Origin of the sequence: Streptomyces smyrnaeus (genome assembly GCF_017676345.1) — a bacterium.
Classification (GTDB): domain Bacteria; phylum Actinomycetota; class Actinomycetes; order Streptomycetales; family Streptomycetaceae; genus Streptomyces; species Streptomyces smyrnaeus.
In genome coordinates this window covers 90,725-109,272 of record NZ_JAFFZM010000017.1, presented here as the reverse complement: position 1 = coordinate 109,272, position 18,548 = coordinate 90,725, and the positions used below count along the sequence as shown (strand labels likewise).

15 protein-coding genes are annotated in these 18,548 nt (G+C 71.8%); 10 read left to right on the top strand and 5 right to left on the bottom strand.

What is annotated here, in order from left to right:
- Nucleotides 1-133: 133 nt before the first annotated feature.
- On the top strand, nt 134-1,204 hold the full coding sequence (locus JW613_RS25810; protein WP_209213307.1) for an MBL fold metallo-hydrolase: 1,071 nt from the start codon (nt 134-136) through the stop codon (nt 1,202-1,204).
- 40 nt (nt 1,205-1,244) lie between these two features.
- Here the strand turns inward: JW613_RS25810 and JW613_RS25805 are convergent, their stop codons facing one another.
- Nucleotides 1,245-1,970, bottom strand: coding sequence for a FadR/GntR family transcriptional regulator (locus JW613_RS25805; RefSeq protein WP_209213306.1), 726 nt, complete (start codon nt 1,968-1,970; stop codon nt 1,245-1,247).
- A 222-nt stretch (nt 1,971-2,192) separates the two neighbouring features.
- Between JW613_RS25805 and JW613_RS25800 the strand changes: the two genes are divergently transcribed.
- The 8 genes from JW613_RS25800 (at nt 2,193) to JW613_RS25765 (ending at nt 12,050) form a co-directional block, all read left to right on the top strand.
- A complete protein-coding gene (locus JW613_RS25800) occupies nt 2,193-4,232 on the top strand; it encodes a beta-galactosidase (RefSeq protein ID WP_209213305.1) in 2,040 nt (679 codons plus the stop codon).
- A 213-nt stretch (nt 4,233-4,445) separates the two neighbouring features.
- On the top strand, nt 4,446-5,777 hold the full coding sequence (locus JW613_RS25795) for an ABC transporter substrate-binding protein (RefSeq protein WP_209213304.1): 1,332 nt from the start codon (nt 4,446-4,448) through the stop codon (nt 5,775-5,777).
- Nucleotides 5,774-6,709 (top strand): carbohydrate ABC transporter permease, encoded by a 936-nt coding sequence (locus JW613_RS25790; protein WP_209213303.1) that lies wholly within the window; start codon nt 5,774-5,776, stop codon nt 6,707-6,709. Before JW613_RS25795 ends, JW613_RS25790 begins: the two co-directional genes overlap by 4 nt.
- Nucleotides 6,706-7,566 carry a carbohydrate ABC transporter permease gene (locus JW613_RS25785; RefSeq protein WP_209213302.1) on the top strand — a complete coding sequence of 287 codons (861 nt, stop codon included), beginning with the start codon at nt 6,706-6,708 and terminating at the stop codon, nt 7,564-7,566. Before JW613_RS25790 ends, JW613_RS25785 begins: the two co-directional genes overlap by 4 nt.
- 3 nt (nt 7,567-7,569) lie before the next feature.
- Entirely contained in the window at nt 7,570-8,718 is a 1,149-nt protein-coding gene (gene dgoD / locus JW613_RS25780) for a galactonate dehydratase (protein WP_185016401.1), read from the top strand.
- 132 nt (nt 8,719-8,850) lie between these two features.
- Nucleotides 8,851-9,636 carry a serine/threonine protein kinase gene (locus JW613_RS25775; protein ID WP_209213301.1) on the top strand — a complete coding sequence of 262 codons (786 nt, stop codon included), beginning with the start codon at nt 8,851-8,853 and terminating at the stop codon, nt 9,634-9,636.
- A complete protein-coding gene (locus tag JW613_RS25770; RefSeq protein ID WP_209213300.1) occupies nt 9,629-11,200 on the top strand; it encodes a serine/threonine-protein kinase in 1,572 nt (523 codons plus the stop codon). Before JW613_RS25775 ends, JW613_RS25770 begins: the two co-directional genes overlap by 8 nt.
- Before the next feature lie 106 nt (nt 11,201-11,306).
- Nucleotides 11,307-12,050, top strand: a complete 744-nt coding sequence (locus tag JW613_RS25765) for a uracil-DNA glycosylase (protein ID WP_209213299.1) — start codon at nt 11,307-11,309, stop codon at nt 12,048-12,050.
- Between the two features lie 21 nt (nt 12,051-12,071).
- On the opposite strand, the gene JW613_RS25760 is transcribed toward JW613_RS25765, so the two are convergent.
- The 4 genes from JW613_RS25760 to tdh form a co-directional block, all read right to left on the bottom strand.
- Nucleotides 12,072-13,526 carry a sugar porter family MFS transporter gene (locus tag JW613_RS25760; RefSeq protein ID WP_209213298.1) on the bottom strand — a complete coding sequence of 485 codons (1,455 nt, stop codon included), beginning with the start codon at nt 13,524-13,526 and terminating at the stop codon, nt 12,072-12,074.
- A 293-nt stretch (nt 13,527-13,819) separates the two neighbouring features.
- On the bottom strand, nt 13,820-14,719 hold the full coding sequence (locus JW613_RS25755; RefSeq protein ID WP_099879041.1) for a LysR family transcriptional regulator: 900 nt from the start codon (nt 14,717-14,719) through the stop codon (nt 13,820-13,822).
- Nucleotides 14,716-15,942, bottom strand: a complete 1,227-nt coding sequence (locus JW613_RS25750; protein ID WP_209213297.1) for a glycine C-acetyltransferase — start codon at nt 15,940-15,942, stop codon at nt 14,716-14,718. Before JW613_RS25750 ends, JW613_RS25755 begins: the two co-directional genes overlap by 4 nt.
- A 34-nt stretch (nt 15,943-15,976) precedes the next feature.
- Complete coding sequence (tdh, locus tag JW613_RS25745) at nt 15,977-17,005, bottom strand: L-threonine 3-dehydrogenase (RefSeq protein WP_209213296.1); 1,029 nt, start codon at nt 17,003-17,005, stop codon at nt 15,977-15,979.
- 259 nt (nt 17,006-17,264) lie between these two features.
- On the opposite strand from tdh, the gene JW613_RS25740 reads away from it, so the two are divergent.
- The gene (locus tag JW613_RS25740; protein WP_209213295.1) at nt 17,265-18,263 is read left to right on the top strand and encodes an ATP-dependent DNA ligase; all 999 of its coding nucleotides are present in this window, start codon (nt 17,265-17,267) and stop codon (nt 18,261-18,263) included.
- Nucleotides 18,264-18,548 lie beyond the last annotated feature (285 nt).

Sequence of the window (18,548 nt, the reverse complement as noted above, 5' to 3'; positions counted from 1 at the left end):
GAGCGAATCGGCGCGCGGTCGAGAGCGTATTCGACACGCGACATCCGCCGGGGTTTGACTCCCTTCCCCCGGGCCCGGGCCACGAGCAGCAGTCGACCCGCAGCAGACGCACAGCAGACGAAGGAGTACCGCCATGCCCTCTCGGCAGCCCGATTCCCACGCCGCCCCGCACCGTCCGAGCCGCCGCAGTGTGCTGCGTACCGGTGTGGCGGCCGGAGCCGTCGGTGTGACCGGGGCGTCCACGACCGCCACCTCGACCGCGGCGCCCGCCGGCCACCCGGCGCGGGACGGTGCCGGGCGGGGGCGCAGCGGTGTCCGGCTGCGCTGGCTGGGCATCGCGGGCTGGGAGATGACCTTCGACGGCCACCGGCTGCTGATCGACCCGTATCTGACCCGTCAGCGCTACACCGGCTCCGACGGCAAGGGCGACATGACCAGGAAGCTGGAGGTCGACCACCGGATCATCGACCGGGTGCTGAGCGAACACCTCACCGGGGCCCCCGAGTTCGTGCTGCTCACCCACGGCCACTGGGACCACCTCGCCGATGTCCCGCACCTCCTGGACCACCCGGCCTGGCGCGACGAGGAGATCAACGTCCTCGGCACCGAGACCCATCTGCATCTGCTCAAGGCCATGGGCGTCCCCGGCAAGGGGCGCAAGCACCGCCCGGTGGTGGTCTCCGGCGGTGAGGTGCTGCGCCACCCCCTCCAGCCGTCCGGCAGGCGGACCCGGCCCGACTACACCGTCGAGGTGGTCCGCAGCCTGCACAGCCAGCTCGGCGGCTACGGATTCGCCCCCTACGGCACCCTGACCGCCCCTCCCTCCCGGCCGCGGACGCTGGGCGATCTGGTGGAGGGCGGGACGCTGGGCTACCAGGTGACGGTGGGAGAGCGGCTGAGCGTCATGTTCCTGAGCGGAACCGCCAACTTCGCGGCCCGCGAGGTCTCCGGCGCCAGGCCGGACGTCCTGGTCCTGGGCGCCAGTGGGCACGCGGCCGTGCACGACTACTTCGAGCGCGCCGTCAGCGCGCTCGGCCGCCCCCGCGTGATCGTCCCCAGCCACCACGACGACATGGTCACGGCACTGGACGATCCGGCGGTGCACGAGACGGTGAACCGCCGCGTGGTCGACCGGCTCCAGCAGGTGGTCGGGGCCGGCGGCCACGTCGTCGACCCGCGCCACCTGGAGCCGTTCGAACTCTGACGCGCAGTCCGCAAACGACGAACAGGGCCACCCCCACCCGTCAGGCTTCCCTCTCCCGTAGCAGCGCCACATCCTTGGCGGCCTGCGCCAGCAGGGCCCGCATGGCTGCCTCCGCGGCCTGGGCGTCCCGTGCCCGTACGGCGTCCAGCACCGCGCGGTGGCTGGGCACCGGATCGAGGGGATGGTGGCCGGGGGCGTGCACCAGGCGGTCGCGGGCCGCGCGCACGGTGGAGATCACCATTTCCATCCGCTCCAGCAGTTCGTTGTGCGAGGCGGCCAGCAGAGCCCGGTGGAAGGCCAGGTCCGCCTCGACGGCCTCGGGTGCGCCGTCGGCCGCCTCGCACATGGCCTCCAGCGCCCGCTCCAGCGCCGCCAGATCGGCGTCGGTGCGGCGCTCGGCCGCCAGCCGCACGGCGGCCGGTTCCACGATGCCGCGCACCTCGTCCAGGTCGCGCAGCAGCGGCGGTCCCGTGTGCGACGCGGCGGCGGTGGCGGACTGGAACTGCCAGCGCAGCACGTCCGCGTCCAGGAGGTTCCAGTCGGTGCGCGGGCGTATGAAGGTGCCGCGCTTCTGCCGGGCGTCGACCATGCCCTTGGCCGCCAGCACCTTCAGCGACTCGCGCAAAGCGGTGAGGCTGACGCCCAGCTCGCTCCGGAGCGCCCCGAGGTCGAGGGTGGCGCCCTCACGGAGAGTGCCGCTGAGCACCCGGTGGGCGAGGGCTTCCACGGTCTGCCCGTGGACGCCACGCGGCGCGTACCCCGGCATCGGGCACCTCCTGTTGTTTCCCCTCGTCCACCCGGTGTTTCTGAGGCGTTCGAGCCGCTGTCACCCCGGCGACGACTCTACGACGCCCCTGCGACAGTCCACGATCCCGACCGGATTCCCGTCAAGGAACTATTCATAAATAACGAGTTCTTGTACGGTGCGGCGTCATCACGGTCTCCCGCTCTGCCCGGCACCCGACTCGTCGCAGGGGGCGCAGCACTCATGACGGCAGCCGACAACCGCTCAGCAACCCGCTCCGGTATCCGCACCTTCGAACCCACCCGCCTGCACTTCGGCGGCGACTACAACCCCGAGCACTGGCCCGAGGAGGTGTGGGCCGAGGACATCCGGCTGATGAAGGAGGCCGGAGTCACCATGGTCACGGCCGGGATCTTCTCCTGGGGCCTGGTCGAACAGCGGCCCGGCGCCTACGACTTCGGCTGGTTCGACCGCGTCATGGACAACCTCGGCGACGCCGGCGTCCAGGTCTGCCTCGCCACCATGACCGCCTCACCGCCGCCCTGGCTGAGCCGGCAGCATCCGGAGATCCTGCCGGAGACCGCCGAGGGGGTCCGCAAGTGGCCCGGCTCCCGGCAGCACTACTGCCCCTCCAGCCCGGTCTACCGATCCCACGCCGTCCGCCTCGTCGAACAGCTCGCCACCCGCTACGCCGACCACCCGGCCCTGGCCCTGTGGCACATCGGCAACGAGTACGGCTGCAGCAACCCGGTCTGCTACTGCGACGTGTCGGCAGCCGACTTCCGCCGCTGGCTGCGCGAGCGCTACGCAACCGTCGAAGCCCTCAACGAGGCCTGGTCGACCACCTTCTGGTCGCAGCGCTACGGCGACTTCGAGGAGGTGCTGCCGCCGCGCACCACGCCGACCCACGCCAACCCGACCCAGCAGCTGGACTACGCACGCTTCAGCGACGACGCGCTGCTGCAGTGCTATCTGGCCGAGCGCGAGGTGCTGCGCCGTATCACCCCCGAGGTGCCGGTTACCACCAACCACATGCCGCACCACAAGCCGGTCGACCCCTTCCGCTGGGCCGCGTACGAAGACGTCACGGCTTTGGACTACTACCAGGAGCCGTACGACAGCCGGACCCACATCGACGCCGCAGCCGCCTTCGACGTGACGCGCTGCGCCGGGGGAGGACGGCCGTGGCTGCTGATGGAGCAGGCACCCTCCGCCGTCAACTGGCGGGCCCGCAACAGCCCCAAGCCGCCCGGCGCCATGCGGCTGTGGAGCTGGCAGGCCGTCGCCCAGGGCGCGGACGCGGTGCTCTACTTCCAGTGGCGGCAGTCCCGGGGCGGCGCCGAGAAGTTCCACTCCGCGATGGTGCCGCACGCCGGGACCGACACCCGGACCTTCCGCGAGGTCGCCGCACTGGGCCAGGAGCTGGCCGGCCTGCCGCAGCTCGCGGGCACCCGCTGCCGGGCCGAGGTGGTGTTGCTGGCCGACTGGAACAGCTGGTGGGCGCTGGAGCAGGGCTCGCACCCGTCGTCGGCACTCAGCCACCGCGAGACGCTGCTGCGCCACTACCAGCCGCTGTTCGACGCCGGGGTGCCCTGCGACATCCTGCCGCCCGACCGCGACCTGGGCGGCTACCGGCTGGTCGTCGTCCCCAACCTGTACCTGATGAGCGAGCAGACCGCGGAGCGGCTGACGGCCTATGTACGCGGCGGCGGCCATCTGTTCGTGTCGTACTTCACCGGCATCGCCGACGAGTGCGACCGCGTCCACCTGGGCGGCTACCCGGCACCGCTGCGCGAGGTGCTGGGGCTGCGGGTGGAGGAGTTCTGGCCGCTGGACGAAGGCGCTGGCGTGTCGCTGCGCGGAGAGCTGAGCGGCCGGGCCGATCTGTGGTCCGAGGCCGTCGACCTGGAGGGGGCACGAGCCGTTGCCACCTTCGGCGACGGCGAGTTGGCCGGGCGCCCCGCGCTGACCCGGAACGCCTTCGGCACCGGCATCGCCTGGTACGCGGCCACCCGCCCGGAGCCCACCTTGATGCGCACTCTGATGGACCGGGTACGGGGCGAGGCCGGTGCCGCACCTGTGCTGGACGGGCTGCCGCCCGGGGTGCAGGCCACCGTCCGCGAGGGCGCGACCGGCCGCTTCATCTTTCTGCTCAACCATGCCGGCGCGGCCGCGACGGTGACGCTCCCGCACCCCGCGCGGAATCTCCTCGACCCCGGCGGAAAACCCACCACCAGCCTCACCCTGCCGCCCCGAGGCGTCGCAGTGCTGGGCACCCCATAAGGGGCGCGGGGAACTGCTCCCCTGGGGGCACCTCCCGGCCGGAGGCTGGGGGACTTCGGCCGGGAGGTGCCCCCACCAGCCACAGTCCACCTGTAGTCGGGCGGCATCCGTCGTGCAACGGCGGGTTGCCGCCGGCCTGGCACCGCCGAACACCGCTCACGTGCTTCTCGCCGTTGCGGCGGGAAGGGTCGGTCCCTCTGACAAGGAGGTCGGATGCCCACCCGAAGAAGACTGCTGGCGGCAACAGCTGCCGCGGCCGCAAGCCCCGCGCTGGCGGCCTGCGGCGAGCAGGCGGGCGCGGCCCGCATGACCAAGCAGGCGCGCCGCGTCCCCGGCCGGCGGGTGAACCTCGTCTTTTGGACCTGGGTCCCGCTGCAGAAGGCCGTCGCACTGTGGAACAAGCACAACCCCGACATCCACGTCACCGTGCAGACCGTCCCCGCCAACACCTCCGGCGGCTACCAGAAGATGCACGCTGCCCTCAAGGCCGGCGACCCGCCCGATCTGGCGCAGATCGAGTACTACGCGCTGCCCGAGTTCATGCTGGTTCGCGGCCTGACCGAGCTGAGCGCCTACGGCGCCGACCGGCTCAAGGACACCTACGTCGACTGGCAGTGGCAGCAGGGGGTCTTCGCGGGCCGCACCTACGCCATCCCGCAGGGGTCGGGGCCCATGGGGTTCTTCTACCGCGCCGATCTGTACGACAGGTGGGACATCCAGGTGCCCCGTACCTGGGACGCGTTCCGGCAGGCGGCCATGAAGATCAGGAAACGGAGCGGCGGCAAGTCCTACATCACTGCGTTTCCGCCCGTCAACGCCCAGTGGTTCGCCTCCTTTCCCTGGCAGCGCGGCGCACACTGGGTGCGCACCGAGGGCAACACCTGGGTCGTGGACCTGACCAGCGAGGAGACACGGCAGGTGGCCGACTTCTGGGACGGAATGGTCCGCGACAAGCTCGTCGCGCCCATCCAGGACTCGCAGAGCTCCTTCTTCAAGGGCCTGCAGACCGGTCAGATAGCCAGCTGGCTCGGCGCCCAGTGGCAGGACGCCCTCATCCGCGGCAACGCGCCCGGCACCAAGGGCAAGTGGCGGGTGGCGGAGATGCCCCAGTGGGAGCGGGGCGAGCACGCCTCGGCGAACTGGGGCGGCTCGTCGACCGCGATCCTCCAGGGGACCCGGCACCCGAGGGAGGCGCTGAAGTTCGCCCACTGGCTCAACACCGATCCCGCCAGCATCGAACTCCTGGTGGAGGCGGGGTACGGCTGGCCCTCGGTCGAGCTGGAGCTGGAGAAGTCCCCGCTGGGCAAGCCGGACCCGTTCTTCGGCGGCCAGGTCTACAACGAGGTCTTCCAGGTCTCGGACCGGAACGTGGACACCAGCTGGCGCTTCTCACCCACCACCACCCAGTCCTACGCGCACATCCAGGACAACAGCGGCCGCGTCGTCGCCGGGCACGGCACGCTCCAGGACGCGCTCGCGGATGCCCAGACCAAGTTCGTCGACGATCTCAGGGCCAAGGGCCTGGACGCGAGGAGCGCCCGATGACGCCGTCCAGTACCAGGCGGAAACCTGCCGCACGACGCCGCAGCGCGCGCCCCGACCGCAAGGCGTGGACGTTCCTCGGCCCGTTCCTCGCCGTGTATCTCTTCGCGATGATCCTGCCGATCTGCTACGCGATCTACCAGAGCCTGCTGAAGGTGGAGCGCTCAGGCCCGCTGGGACTCGGCGAGCCGAAGGTCACCTTCGCCGGGCTGGAGAACTACACGCTCGCCCTGGAACAGACCGCGTTCCTGGAGGGCTTCGGCCGGGTGCTGCTGTTCGGCGCCGTCCAGGTGCCGGTGATGCTGCTGCTGGCCCTGGTGCTCGCCCTGCTGCTCGACCAGGTGAAGGACCGCTGGGCGGGGCTGCTGCGGGCCACCTACTTCCTGCCGTACGGCATTCCCGGCGTGATCGCCACCCTGCTGTGGGGCTTCCTGTACGTGCCGGGGATCAGCCCGATCAACGATCTGCTGGCGGAGCTGGGCTTCCAGCCGGACTTCCTCGGCTACGACAGCGTGCTGTGGTCCATCGCGAACATCGTCGTGTGGGAGTTCACGGGTTACAACATGCTGATCATCGTCGCCCAGCTCAAGTCGATCCCGCAGGAGCTCTACGAGGCGGCCAGGATCGACGGCGCGGGGCCGTGGCAGGTCGCGCTGCGCATCAAACTTCCGCTGGTGCGCCCCGCGCTCATCCTCACCTGTGTCTTCTCCATCATCGGCACCATGCAGCTGTTCGCGGAGCCGCTGGTCCTCAAGAAGCTGGCGCCTGCCGTCACCAACGACTACACGCCGAACCTCAGCGCCTACTTCGACGCGTTCGCCAACGCCAACGTCTATCTGGCAGCGGCCAAGTCGGTGCTGCTGGCCGTCGCCGCGATGGTGCTGTCCTTCGGCTTCCTGTCACTGGTCGGCCGCAGCCGGAAGGAAGACCGATGACAGCTGCCCGTATGCGAACAGGACTGCGTCCTGGCCGGATCCTGCTCGTCGCGTTCCTCGCGCTGGCCGCCGGCTACTTCCTGCTGCCCGTCTACTGGCTCGCCGTCGCCGCCACCAAGTCGAACGAGAGCCTCTACGGCAGCTTCGGGCTGTGGTTCGACAACCCGCGGCTGTGGCACAACCTGAGCCAGGTCTTCACCTACAACGACCACATCTATCCGCGCTGGGCGCTCAACTCCCTGCTGTACGCGGGCGCCGGCGCGGTCCTGGCCACGCTGCTGTCGGCCGCGGCGGGCTTCGCCCTGGCCAAGTACCGCTTCCGGGGCCGCGAGGCCGTCTTCAAGTGCGTGCTCGCCGGGGTGCTGCTGCCGTCCACGGCGCTGGCGCTGCCGCTGTATCTGATGTTCAACAAGATCGGGCTGACCAACACCTACTGGGGCGTGCTCATCCCCAGCATGGTCAGCCCCTTCGGTGTCTATCTGTGCCGCATCTACGCCGAGGCCGCCGTGCCCGACAATCTGCTGGAGGCGGCACGGGTGGACGGGGCGAGTGAGGAGCGGATCTTCGGCACAGTGGTGCTGCGGCTGATGACCCCGGCGCTGGTGACGGTCTTCCTCTTCCAGTTCGTACACATCTGGAACAACTATTTCCTGCCCCTGGTCATGCTCTCCGACGACCGCAAGTATCCGATCACCCTGGGCCTGGTCACCTGGGAGCGTGCCGCCGACCGTACCGCCGAACTGACCCAGTACACCGTCGGAGGCGCGTTCGTCTCCGTCATCCCGCTGGCCGTCGCCATGCTGGTACTCCAGCGCTACTGGCGGACGGGACTGACCGAGGGAAGCGTGAAGGAGTAGCAATTGCGGATCACCAGGGTCGAGACCTTCGCCGTACCGCCCCGCTGGCTGTTCTGCCGGATCGAGACCGACAGCGGACTCGTCGGCTGGGGAGAGCCCGTGGTCGAGGGCCGGGCTCGGACCGTACGCACCGCCGTGGCCGAACTCGCCGAGCAGTTCCTGCTCGGCGCCGACCCGCTGCGGATCGAGGACCACTGGCAGCTGATGACCAAGGGCTCCTTCTACCGCGGCGGGCCCGTCCTCTCCTCCGCCGTCGCCGGTCTCGACCAGGCCCTGTGGGACATCGCGGGCAAGGCGTACGGCGCGCCCGTGCACCAGCTGCTCGGCGGCCCGGTGCGCGAGAAGGCCCGCGCCTACTGCTGGGTCGGCGGCGACGAGCCCGCCGATGTGCGCGAACAGGTGGCGGCGCAGGTCGCCGCCGGGTTCACCGCCGTCAAGATGAACGCCTCCGGGCGCACGGACCGGCTGCCCACCATCGCGGCGCTGGACGCGCTGGCGGCCCGCGCCGAGGCGGCCCGCGAGGCACTCGGGCCGGACGGTGACTTCGCCGTCGACTTCCACGGCCGCTTCTCGGTCGCCGGCGCGATCCGGGCACTGACCGTCCTGGAGCCGTACGGGCCGATGTTCGCCGAGGAGCCGGTGCTGCCCGAGTACACCCATCTGCTCGGCCGGGTGACCGCCGCGACACCGGTGCCGATCGCCACCGGAGAGCGCCTCTTCTCCCGCACCGAGGTGCTGCCGGCGCTCCAGGCCGGTATCGCCGTCGTCCAGCCCGACCTCTCGCACGCGGGCGGCCTCTCCGAAGTGCGGCGCATCGCCTCGCTCGCCGAGACCTGGGACGTGGCGGTCGCCCCGCACTGCCCGCTGGGCCCGCTCGCCCTGGCCGCCAGCCTGCAGCTGGCCTTCTGCACCCCCAACTTCCTGATTCAGGAACAGTCCATCGGCATCCACTACAACACCGGCGCCGAACTGCTCGACTACGTGGTGGACCGCGAGGTCTTCCGCTTCCACGACGGGCAGCTCCTGCGCCCCACCGGCCCCGGGCTGGGCGTGACCGTCGACGAGCGGGCTGTACGCGAGGCCGACAGCAAGGCCGAGAGCTGGCACAACCCGGTGTGGCGTCACCCGGACGGATCGTTCGCCGAGTGGTGATCACCCTGGGGAGTGGTGCTTCCACGGGCGCGGGCTGAAAACCTTCCACACTGGCAGGTGAGCGTGCAGCGTGGCCCCTGACAGATGTCAGGGGCGATATAGGATGCCCGCGGCCGAAGGGGGAGGCTGATCATGGACACGGTCATCGTTCAACTGCCGGACCAGCAGCACAGCAGTGCCGGCGACCCCGCCGAACGGCCGCGTCTGCTGCACCTGGGGCCGGGCCAGACGGCGGACTTCGGCCGCGGCGGGCCGGACGATCCGGTGCAGGTCGCCCTGTCCGATCCGGGCGTCTCCCGGTACGCGGGGCAGATCACGGCGGCCGAGGACTACTGGCGGCTGTCCAACTACAGCGGCCACGTCACCTACGTCGTCGAGAACATGGAGGGCGCCGGCGAGCACATCAAGGTCCCGCCCGGCAGGCTGGGCGCGCCGGTACCGTTCGAGTTCTCCCGCGTCGTGCTGCCCTCCCGCGACGGCGAGGTGCACTTCAAGGTGTTCGCGCCGGAGCACATGTACCTGGACGCCGGCCTCGGCGTCCGCTCCGGGGAGCCGACCCAGAGCCCGTTCGCGCTCGACCAGACCTCCAAGTACTTCCTGGTGCTGCTCGCCCTGTGCGAGCCGCGGCTGCGCGACCCCTCCAGCGGTGCCATCCCGGGCGTCAGCGAGGTACTGGAACGGCTGCGCCCGCTGGAGGGCTGCCAGGAGATGACGCGCTCCGCCGTCAACTACCACATCGAGTATCTGGCCACGGTCAAACTGCGGCTGCGCAACGACGACGGGCGCGCCGCCGGCCCCCACCACAAGCGCGCCGAACTCGTCGCGCTCGCCCTCCGCTTCGATCTGGTGCGCGAGGAACACCTGGCGCTGCTGCGTCCGGCGCGGGCCGACGGCAACGAGGGCGCGGCGCATGGCTGACGGCGCGGGCGACCGCCTCGACCTGCCTGCCGGCTACCGGGTGGGGGACTGGGAGCTGGCCGGCCCGATCGGCGCGGGCAGCTGGGGCGTCGTCCACGCGGCGCGCGGCGTGGCCGACGGGACCCGGGCCGCGGTGAAGTTCCTGCCGACCCAGCTGCTGCCGCCGGGACAGCGTGAGTCCATGGCCCAGCTGGTGCGGCGCGAGGTCCGCTTCAGCCTGGAGACCCGCCACCCGAACGTGGTGCGTACCCGCGAGGTGCTCACCGTCCACGACGCCGACCGCCCCGACCTGGACGGCGCCACCGCGCTCGTCATGGACCGCGCCGACCACAGCCTCCAGGAGCTGCTGGCCACCCGCCCCCGCGAGGGTCCGGCACCGCGCGAGGACGCCGCCCGCATCCTCGCCGGCGTCAGCGCCGGTCTCGCCCACATCCACACCCGTGGTTGGGTGCACGGCGATCTCAAGCCCGGCAACGTCCTGCTGACGGGCGACGGCGAGGTGTGGCTGGGCGACTTCGGGCTCACCGTCGAACTGGAGGGCACCCACGCCTACGTACCGCCCCTCGGCTCCCTCGACCACGTACCGCCCGAGTGGTGGTCCGACCGGGAGGGCGGGCACAGCGTGGTGCGCCCCACCGCGGACATCTGGGCGTTCGGGATCCTGGCCCACCAGGTGCTCACCGGCGGACTGCACCCCTTCCCCGGCAGCACCCCGCGGGCCCGCGCGCTGGGCGCCCAGGCGTACGCCCGCGGCAATGCCGAACTGCGGCTGGACAACAGCATCCCCGCGCGTTGGCGGGAACTGATCGCCGACTGCCTCAAGCCCGACCACGCCTCCCGCGCGGCGCTCGACGCCGAGCAGCTCGCCGCCCGGGTGAGGGAGCTGCGGGGCCCCGGCGCAGCCGGTCGCCGGCCGTTCGGCCGCGGGCGTGCGGGCCGCAGAGGGAGGCGGCCTGCGACCGGGGGCCGGGGGAGGCGTCTGACGATCGCCGCAGCCGCCGTCACCGTCCCGCTGGTGGCCGCCGGCTCGATGGTGCTGCTGCGGGACGACGACCGACGGCCGCCCTCCGCAAGCGGCGGCCCCGGCGCGGCGCCGTCCGTCGACGGCGCGATCCGCGCGGACTCCGATGTGCCCCGCAAGCTGCGCCCCGTCATCACCAAGGCGGCGCTCCAGTGCGCCGAGGAAGAGGTCACCCCCGCCTTCCTCGCCGCCATGCTGAAGGCGGAGAGCGGTTTCGACGCGAACGCCAGACGCCCCGAGACCGACGAGTACGGCATCGCCATGTGGACGCCGTCGGTCTTCAAGGGCTGGGCCAGGGACGGTGATCACGACGGTGACAAGAGCTATATGTCGCCGCCCGACGCCATCTCGGCGATGTCCCACTTCGTGTGCTGGCTCGACCAGCAGTACAAGAAGGAGGGCATGCGCGAGGACCTGCCCGCGCTGATGGCCGCCGGTTACCGCACCAGCTCCCGTACGGTGATCGAGACCGGCGGCGTCCCGGCGCGGGTGCGCTCGCACGTGGACCGCGTCGAGCGCTATCTGCGCGAGTACACCCGCTGAGCCCCCGTCCGTGGTGGACCATCCTGGGGACGGACCGGCCCTGTGGGCACCTGGCGGATGACAGGGTGCCGACCGGCGCGCGGCGGAGCGGAAAGGTGCGGCAACCATGAGCTATCCCGGTCGGCAGGCGCCGGCGGCGCCCGACCTGCACAGCCTGGACACGGCGTTGACCGCGTGCCGCGCCTGCCCGCGGCTGGTGGCGTGGCGGCAGGAGGCGGCCCACGTCAAACGCCCCGCGTTCCGCGACTGGGAGTACTGGGCCCGGCCCGTGCCCGGGTACGGACCCGCGGACGCGCGGATGCTGCTGGTCGGCCTCGCCCCGGCCGCGCACGGCGGAAACCGCACGGGGCGGATGTTCACCGGCGACCGTTCCGGCGACGCCCTGGTCGCCGCCCTCCACGACGTCGGTCTGGCCTCGCAGCCCACCTCCACCCACCGCGACGACGGACTGGAGCTGCACGGTGTGCGCTTCACCTCGCCGGTGCACTGCGCGCCGCCCGCCCACAAACCCACCCCGGCCGAGCGGGAGACCTGCCGCCCCTGGCTGGTGCGGGAGCTGGAACTGCTGCGCCCCACGGTGCGTACGGTCGTCGCGCTGGGCGCCTTCGGCTGGCAGGCCGTGCTGCCGGTGCTGGCCGCCGGCGGCCGGCAGGTGCCCCGCCCCCGCCCGGCGTTCGCGCACGGCGCCCGGGTGGAACTCCCGCCCGCCGGGCCGGACGGCGCGCCGTTGGCCCTCTACGGCTGCTACCACGTCACGCCGCGCAACACCTTCACCGGCAGGCTGAGCCCCGCCATGCTGCGGGACCTGCTGCGCACGGCAGCCCGGGAGGCGGGGCTGCCCGCACGGTGATCGGCGCGGCCGCCGTTCGGGCTACTGCGCGCCGCGCTCCGGGCGCCGGTAGGTGTCGCCCGTCATGTCCTCCAGCGCGCGCTGCTTGGTCTCCGGCAGCTTCGCGCGGACGAAGAAGAACGACAGCAGCGCGAAAGTGGCGAACGCGCCGTACAGCCAGGTCAGCCCCACCTTGTGGGTCATCGGCTCGAAGGAGAAGGTGACCAGGAAGTTGAACAGCCAGTTGGACGTGGTCCCGATGGCCAGGGCCATCGCCCGCATCCGGTTGGGGAACATCTCCGCCAGCATCACCCACATGATCGGCCCCCAGGACAGGGCGAAGAAGACGACGAAGGCGTTCGCGCCGACCAGCGCCATCGGCCCGTAGGGGTCCGGCAGTGTCACATCGTCGCCGCTGCCCTGCTGGTGCGAGAAGGCCAGCGCGGTCAGCGCCAGGGCGCAGAACATGCCGATGGAGCCGATGTTCAGCAGCCTGCGTCGGCCGGCGCGGTCGATGAACAGCATGGCGACGACGGTCATCACCACGTTGATGCCGGCCGTGATGACGGACGTGGTGAAGGAGTTGGACTCGCTGAAGCCGACCGACTTCCACAGCGTCGTCGAGTAGTAGAAGATCGCGTTGATGCCGACCAGCTGCTGGAAGGCGGCCATGATGATGCCCGCCCACACCAGCGGGTGCAGTCCGAACCGCGGGCCGCGGATGTCGCTGAAGCTGCTGCGGTGCTCCTTGCGCAGCGTGTTGCGGATCTCGTCGACCTTGGCCCGCGGGTCGCGCTCCCCGCTGACCCGGCCCAGTACCGAGGCCGCCTGGTCGTACTTGCCGGTGAGCACCAGATAGCGCGGTGACTCGGGGATCAGCAGCGCCAGCACCCCGTAGACGGCGGCCGGGACGACGCCGACCAGGAACATCCAGCGCCACGCCGGCATCCCGAACCACAGCTCGTTCGCCGAGCCGCCGGCCGCGCCCGCCAGCGTCTTGTTGGAGCTGAGCACCACCAGCTGGCCGATGGTGATGGCCAGTTGCTGGAGGGAGCCGAGCGCACCGCGCCCCGAGGCGGGAGCCACCTCGGAGATGTAGGCGGGCGCGATGACCGAGGCGATGCCGATGCCCAGGCCGCCGACCACCCGCCACAGCAGCAGGTCCGGCACGGAGAAGGCGAAGGCCGAGCCGGCCGAGCTGAGGACGAACATGCCCGAGCCGAGCAGCATCACCCTCCGCCGGCCCCATCCGTCGGCGAGCCGCCCCGCGTACCAGGCGCCGACCGCGCAGCCGAGCAGGGCGATGGAGACGACGAAACCGGACAGGAACGCGCCCAGCTCGAAGTGGCCCGAGAGCGCGCCGACGGCGCCGTTGATGACGGAGGAGTCGAATCCGAAGAGGAACCCACCGACCGCGGCGGCGATGGAGATCCCGACCGCTTTGCCGCGATGGCCGGAGTCGGTGGAGGTCGGCGAGTGCGATGCCGTCTCAGCCATGCTTGGTTTCACCCGATTCATTCGTATTTATCAGCCTGTATCGTCCCGTACTCCACCGGGAGGGGCAACGACACCCTTCCGAGGCGGGTCTCGCAGGCGGATACCACCGACCGTCCGGGGTACTCGGATCAGGATCTGATCGCCCGTCACATCGGCTGGCGCAGGTGGTGGCGGGACGCGCTGCCGCCGCCTGCCGGGAAGGCGGCGGAGACGACCGGCAAGGTGAAGCGGGAGGCCGGGAAGTCCTCAAGCCGGCGCCGCGACCGGGCGGCGGGACGGCGGGCGGTGCGCCGCTACGCCGCAGCCTCGGTGAGGGCGTCCAGTACCGGGCTGATCAGCGGATGCTCCTCCGCCCCGCGCCGTACGGCGGCGAAGACCCGCCGCGTCGGGGCGACACCCTCCACCGGGTGGACGGCGACCCCGGCGACATCGGTGCCCAGCAGCGCCGACCGCGGCACCAGCGCCACGCCCACGCCGGCGGAGGCGAGCGCCACGACGGCGCTGAAGTCGTCGGAGAAGTGCTCCATGCCCGGCTCGAAACCCGCGTGTTCACAGGCGAGCACCACCACGTCGTGGCACGGATTGCCGGGGAAGGGGCCGATCCAGGGGTCCTTGGCCAGCTCGCTCAGCGGCACCCGGTCCGCCTCCGCCAGCCGGTGGCCCTGCGGCACCACCGCGTCGAACGGCTCGGCGTACAGCGGTACCCGCGTCAGCCGGGGATCGTCCGGGCTCGGTGCCCCCCGGTATTCGACGGCCACCGCCACATCCGTCTCCCGGTCCAGCACCATCGGCAGGCTCGCATCGCCCTCCGCGTCCTGGACCCGCACCCGGATACCCGGGGCCGTACGGGACAGCCGGGCGAGCGCGGGGGCCACCACCAGGCCGATGCCGGTGGCGAAGGAGGCCAGGTCCACCCGGCCCGCCGCGCCCGAGCCGTACGCGGCCAGCTCCGCTTCCGCCCGCTCCAGCTGGGCGAGGACCTGGTTGGTGTGCGCGAGCAGGATCTCGCCGGCCGGGGTGAGCCGCACCCCCTTGGTGCCGCGTTCGACCAGCCGGTGGCCGGTCTCCTGCTCCAGCGCCGTCAGCTGCTGGGAGACGGCCGAGGGGGTCAGATAGAGCGCGGCGGCAGCGGCGGTCACCGTGCGGTGGTCGGCCACCGCACGGAGGATGTGCAGCCGCCGCGCTTCGATCACGCTTCCGATTGTCCCCCAGCCGTCTTCGTGAGCTGTGCCCGGGATGCGACAAACGCGTCGACCGCCCGGTCCACGTCCTCGGTGGAGTGCGCAGCCGACAACTGCACCCGGATCCGGGCCTGCCCCTTCGGTACGACCGGGTAGGAGAACCCGATCACATAGATCCCCCGCTCCAGCAGCAGCTCCGCCATCCGCGCCGCCTCGGCCGCGTCACCGATCATGACGGGCGCGATGGCGTGCTCGCCGGGGAGGATCGTGAAACCCTCCTCGGTCATCCGGCGGCGGAACAGCTCGGTGTTGGCCTTCAGCTGCTCGCGCAGGTCACCGGCCGACTCCAGCAGATCGAGCACCTTGAGGGAGGCCGCCGCGATCACCGGCGCCAGGGTGTTGGAGAACAGATACGGGCGCGAGCGCTGGCGCAGCAGCGCCACGATCTCGGCGCGGGCGGCCACATAGCCGCCCGAGGCACCGCCCAGCGCCTTGCCGAGGGTGCCGGTGATGATGTCCACCCGGTCCATGACGCCGTGCAGCTCCGGGGTACCGCGACCGCCCGCGCCGACGAAGCCGACCGCGTGCGAATCGTCGACCATCACCATCGCGTCGTAGCGCTCGGCCAGGTCGCAGATCTCGGACAGCGGCGCCAGATAGCCGTCCATCGAGAAGACGCCGTCGGTGACGATCAGCCGCCGCCGGGCGTCCTGCGCCTGCTTGAGCTGCTGCTCCAGATCGGCCATGTCGCGGTTGGCGTAGCGGAAGCGGCGGGCCTTGGACAGCCGGATGCCGTCGATGATCGAGGCGTGGTTGAGCGCGTCGGAGATCACCGCGTCCTGGTCGCCGAGCAGCGTCTCGAACACACCGCCGTTCGCGTCGAAGCAGGAGGAGTAGAGGATGGTGTCCTCCTGGCCCAGGAAGGCCGACAGCCGCGCCTCCAGCTCCTTGTGCACCTCCTGGGTACCGCAGATGAAGCGGACCGAGGCCATTCCGTAGCCCCAGCGGTCCAGCGCCGCGTGCGCCGCGGCGATCACCTCGGGGTGGTCGGCCAGCCCCAGGTAGTTGTTGGCGCAGAAGTTGAGGACCTCCTGCCGGTGCGGCTGCCCACCGCCCGCGGTGACCTCGACGGTGGCGGACTGCGGGGTGCCGATGACCCGCTCGGGCTTGTGCAGCCCGGCCGCGGTGATCTCGTCGAGGGTGGCGCGCAGCTCGTCGCGTACGGAGTCGAACATGCTGTCAGGTCTCCAGGGGTAGATCGGGAGGGGCTCAGCTGGTCCAGTCGAGGACGACCTTGCCGCCGCGCCCGCCGGCCGCGTCGTCGAAGGCCGCGTCGAAGTCGCGGTAGTCGTACCGGCCGGTGATCACCGGGTCGAGGTCGAGACCGCCCTCCAGCAGTACCGACATCGCGTACCAGGTCTCGAACATCTCCCGGCCGTAGATGCCCTTGAGTGTGATCATCGAGGTGACGATCCGGGCCCAGTCCACGGCGAACTCCTCGGCGGGCAGCCCGAGCATCGCGATCTTCCCGCCGTGGGTCATGTTGGCGAGCATGTCGCGCAGGGCGACCGGGTTGCCGGACATCTCCAGACCCACGTCGAAGCCCTCGCGCAGCCCCAGGGCCCGCTGACCGTCCGCGATGCTCGCGCCGGAGACGTTCAGCGCGAGCGAGGCACCGACCTTGCGCGCCAGCTCCAGGCGCTCCTCGCTGACGTCGGTGACCACGACGTTCCGGGCGCCGGCGTGCTTGGCGACCGCCACCGCCATCAGCCCGATCGGACCCGCGCCCGTGATCAGTACGTCCTCGCCGACCAGCGGGAAGGAGAGCGCGGTGTGCACGGCGTTCCCGAACGGATCGAAGATCGCCGCGATGTCCGGGTCCACCGGGGTGCGGTGCACCCACACGTTCTGCGCGGGCAGTGCCACGTACTCGGCGAAGGCGCCGTCGCGACCCACACCGAGCCCCACCGTGGCGCGGCACAGATGGCGGCGCCCGGCCAGACAGTTGCGGCACTTCCCGCAGACCAGATGGCCCTCGCCGCTCACCCGGTCGCCGGGCTCGATGTCGGTCACGTCCCGGCCGGTCTCCACGACCTCACCGGTGAACTCGTGCCCCACCACCAGCGGCGCGGACACCGCCTGCCGGGCCCAGCCGTCCCAGGCGCGGATGTGCAGATCGGTGCCGCAGATCCCGGTCCGCTCCACCTTGATCAGCACCTCACCGGGCCCGGTCTCGGGTTCCGGCACGTCGGCCAGCCACAGTCCGGGTTCGGCCTTCTCCTTGACCAGCGCCTTCACGCACGGCTCCTGTCGTCTCGCGCCACGGCAGGGCGGAGCAGGGCCGGTAGGCCCTGTGCCCTGGAACGGGGTGGGGGCGGCGTTTTGCGCGCGCACCGCCGGGACGAATGTGCCGTACGGCGCCTCCAGGGTCCATCGAGGATTTCTTAACCGCGCCCGCAGCTCCCCTTCACGCCCTCACGGCGGCCGTTCCCGCGGTCGCGAGGTCCGGTCGCGGGGCGCGGTCGCGGAGCCGATCGTTCCGCGCTATATGTGAGGTATGGGCGAGAACGACGGGCGGCTCTTCCCGCCCCTCTCCCCGATGACGGCCCGCACGGTCGACAGGACACCTCGCGCTGCCGGCCTGGCCTACGAGGCCAAGTGGGACGGCTACCGGGTGCTGCTCTTCGCCCGCGCCGACGCGCCCCACCTCCAGTCGCGCCGCGGCACCGACCTCGGCCCCGGCTTCCCCGACATCCTGCGGGCCGCCGCCGAACTGGGTGAGGAGGCCGTCTTCGACGGGGAACTGGTGGTCATCGAGGACGGTGCGGTCGACTTCGCCGCGCTCCAGGCGCGGGCCCAGCGCACCGGGCCCCGCTCGGCCGCCGCTGCCGCCGCCCACCCCGCCCACTTCATCGCCTTCGACCTGCTCCAGCTCGGCGACGAGGTGACCATGGCCCGCCCCTACCGGGAGCGGCGCGCCCTGCTGGAGGAGGTCTTCACCCGCCGCGACCTCCAGCCGCCCTGGGCGCTGTGCCCGATGACGACCGACCCGGACCGGGCCGGCGAATGGCTCGATCCGGCGTGGGCCGCGGTCGGTGTCGAGGGCATGGTCGTCAAGGGCCTGGGCCAGCCCTACCGGCCCGGCGAACGCGGCTGGCGCAAACTGCGCGCCCGCGCCACCGCCGAGGCCGTCGTCGGCGCGGTCACCGGGCCCGTCACCGCACCGGACGTGCTGCTGCTGGGCCGCTACGACGCACAGGGGGAGCTGCGCATGGTGGCGCAGAGCGCCCCCGTCACCCGCACCCTGCGCCGCCGGCTCGGACCGTTGCTCACCCCCGCCGGACCCGGCCACCCCTGGGCCGAGGCCCGCTTCCACTCGGGTTGGGGCACCCGCGACATCCTCGAACACCGCTGTGTGAGCCCCGAGCACGTCGTCGAGTTCGAGGCCGACGTCGCCTTCGACGAGGGCCGCTGGCGCCACCCCGTCCAGGCGAGGCGCATCCGCCCGGAGCTGCACCCCGAGGAGATCCCCCACTTTCCGGCCGGCGCGGCGTAGCGGGGCGCGGCTCAGGAGCGCGGGGCCGTGTCGGTCCAGGTCCGACGCGGAGCGTCCGCACAGGGAGGGGAACGCAATGCCACAGTCGCCGTCCGGGACCCGGCTCCTATGTGTGGTCCGCGCAGGCGCACGCCGTCGCGGCCGTCGCGGGTGCGGTGCCGGCCGTGCTGGGCCCCGCGCGGGGCGCTGAGAGCGAGCGGTCCGGGCCCGTCGGCCCCCGCCCTGCGGCCGGTCGGCGCCGGAGGGGCGCGTGCCCTGATCGGCGCAATTCCGCGCGCGCGGCCC

Excerpts from the sequence above, each read along its gene's own strand:
- JW613_RS25785 (WP_209213302.1), top strand. The coding sequence starts at position 6,706 with ATGACAGCTGCCCGTATGCGAACAGGACTGCGTCCTGGCCGGATCCTG.
- JW613_RS25810 (WP_209213307.1), top strand. The coding sequence starts at position 134 with ATGCCCTCTCGGCAGCCCGATTCCCACGCCGCCCCGCACCGTCCGAGC.
- JW613_RS25760 (WP_209213298.1), bottom strand. The coding sequence starts at position 13,526 with ATGGCTGAGACGGCATCGCACTCGCCGACCTCCACCGACTCCGGCCAT.
- JW613_RS25740 (WP_209213295.1), top strand. The coding sequence starts at position 17,265 with ATGGGCGAGAACGACGGGCGGCTCTTCCCGCCCCTCTCCCCGATGACG.
- JW613_RS25795 (WP_209213304.1), top strand. The coding sequence starts at position 4,446 with ATGCCCACCCGAAGAAGACTGCTGGCGGCAACAGCTGCCGCGGCCGCA.
- JW613_RS25805 (WP_209213306.1), bottom strand. The coding sequence starts at position 1,970 with ATGCCGGGGTACGCGCCGCGTGGCGTCCACGGGCAGACCGTGGAAGCC.
- JW613_RS25770 (WP_209213300.1), top strand. The coding sequence starts at position 9,629 with ATGGCTGACGGCGCGGGCGACCGCCTCGACCTGCCTGCCGGCTACCGG.
- JW613_RS25790 (WP_209213303.1), top strand. The coding sequence starts at position 5,774 with ATGACGCCGTCCAGTACCAGGCGGAAACCTGCCGCACGACGCCGCAGC.
- JW613_RS25775 (WP_209213301.1), top strand. The coding sequence starts at position 8,851 with ATGGACACGGTCATCGTTCAACTGCCGGACCAGCAGCACAGCAGTGCC.
- JW613_RS25765 (WP_209213299.1), top strand. The coding sequence starts at position 11,307 with ATGAGCTATCCCGGTCGGCAGGCGCCGGCGGCGCCCGACCTGCACAGC.
- JW613_RS25750 (WP_209213297.1), bottom strand. The coding sequence starts at position 15,942 with ATGTTCGACTCCGTACGCGACGAGCTGCGCGCCACCCTCGACGAGATC.
- JW613_RS25800 (WP_209213305.1), top strand. The coding sequence starts at position 2,193 with ATGACGGCAGCCGACAACCGCTCAGCAACCCGCTCCGGTATCCGCACC.